Here is a 1,861-nt window from a genome sequence, read left to right on the forward strand (position 1 = left end):
CTGTGATGGGTAGGGGAGCGTCGTGTGCCGGGTGAAGCAGCCGCGGAAGCGAGTTGTGGACGGTTCACGAGTGAGAATGCAGGCATGAGTAGCGATACACACGTGAGAAACGTGTGCGCCGATTGACTAAGGGTTCCTGGGTCAAGCTGATCTGCCCAGGGTAAGTCGGGACCTAAGGCGAGGCCGACAGGCGTAGTCGATGGACAACCGGTTGATATTCCGGTACCCGCTTTGAAACGCCCAATATCGAGCCCATTAATGCTAAGCCCGTGAAGCCGTTCCGGACCCTTCGGGGAATGGAAAGTGGTGGAGCCGGCGAACCAAGGTGGTAGTAGGTAAGCGATGGGGTGACGCAGGAAGGTAGTCCAGCCCGGGCGGTGGTAGTCCCGGGGTAAGGGTGTAGGGCGTGTGATAGGCAAATCCGTCACACACATAGCCTGAGACCTGATGCCGAGCCGATTGTGGTGAAGTGGATGATCCTATGCTGTCGAGAAAAGCCTCTAGCGAGTTTCATGGCGGCCCGTACCCTAAACCGACTCAGGTGGTCAGGTAGAGAATACCGAGGCGTTCGGGTGAACTATGGTTAAGGAACTCGGCAAAATGCCCCCGTAACTTCGGGAGAAGGGGGGCCACGCCTGGTGATCGGATTTACTCCGTGAGCTGGGGGTGGCCGCAGAGACCAGCGAGAAGCGACTGTTTACTAAAAACACAGGTCCGTGCGAAGCCGTAAGGCGATGTATACGGACTGACGCCTGCCCGGTGCTGGAACGTTAAGGGGACCGGTTAGTGACCTTTCGGGGTTGCGAAGCTGAGAACTTAAGCGCCAGTAAACGGCGGTGGTAACTATAACCATCCTAAGGTAGCGAAATTCCTTGTCGGGTAAGTTCCGACCTGCACGAATGGCGTAACGACTTCTCGACTGTCTCAACCATAGGCCCGGTGAAATTGCACTACGAGTAAAGATGCTCGTTTCGCGCAGAAGGACGGAAAGACCCCGGGACCTTTACTACAGTTTGATATTGGTGTTCGGTTCGGCTTGTGTAGGATAGGTGGGAGACTGTGAAGCGGCCACGCCAGTGGTTGTGGAGTCGTCGTTGAAATACCACTCTGGTCGTGCTGGATGTCTAACCTGGGTCCGTGATCCGGATCAGGGACAGTGTCTGATGGGTAGTTTAACTGGGGCGGTTGCCTCCCAAAGGGTAACGGAGGCGCCCAAAGGTTCCCTCAGCCTGGTTGGCAATCAGGTGTTGAGTGTAAGTGCACAAGGGAGCTTGACTGTGAGACCGACGGGTCGAGCAGGGACGAAAGTCGGGACTAGTGATCCGGCGGTGGCTTGTGGAAGCGCCGTCGCTCAACGGATAAAAGGTACCCCGGGGATAACAGGCTGATCTTCCCCAAGAGTCCATATCGACGGGATGGTTTGGCACCTCGATGTCGGCTCGTCGCATCCTGGGGCTGGAGTCGGTCCCAAGGGTTGGGCTGTTCGCCCATTAAAGCGGTACGCGAGCTGGGTTTAGAACGTCGTGAGACAGTTCGGTCCCTATCCTCTGTGCGCGTAGGAATATTGAGAAGGGCTGTCCCTAGTACGAGAGGACCGGGACGGACGAACCTCTGGTGTGCCAGTTGTCCTGCCAAGGGCATGGCTGGTTGGCTACGTTCGGGAGGGATAACCGCTGAAAGCATCTAAGCGGGAAGCCTGCTTCGAGATGAGTATTCCCACCTCCTTGAGAGGGTAAGGCTCCCAGTAGACGACTGGGTTGATAGGCCGGATGTGGAAGCCCAGTAATGGGTGGAGCTGACCGGTACTAATAGGCCGAGGGCTTGTCCTCAGTTGCTCGCGTCCACTGTGTTAGTTCTGAAG

The 1,861-nt window shown here is 56.7% G+C and carries 1 rRNA gene; it reads left to right on the plus strand.

Going from position 1 to position 1,861, the window contains the following annotated elements:
- A 23S ribosomal RNA gene (locus ABZ621_RS37550) occupies nt 1-1,829 on the plus strand; the annotation flags it as partial.
- Between the last annotated feature and the right edge of the window lie 32 nt (nt 1,830-1,861).

This window comes from Streptomyces sp. NPDC007863 (assembly GCF_040633895.1).
Lineage (GTDB): Bacteria > Actinomycetota > Actinomycetes > Streptomycetales > Streptomycetaceae > Streptomyces.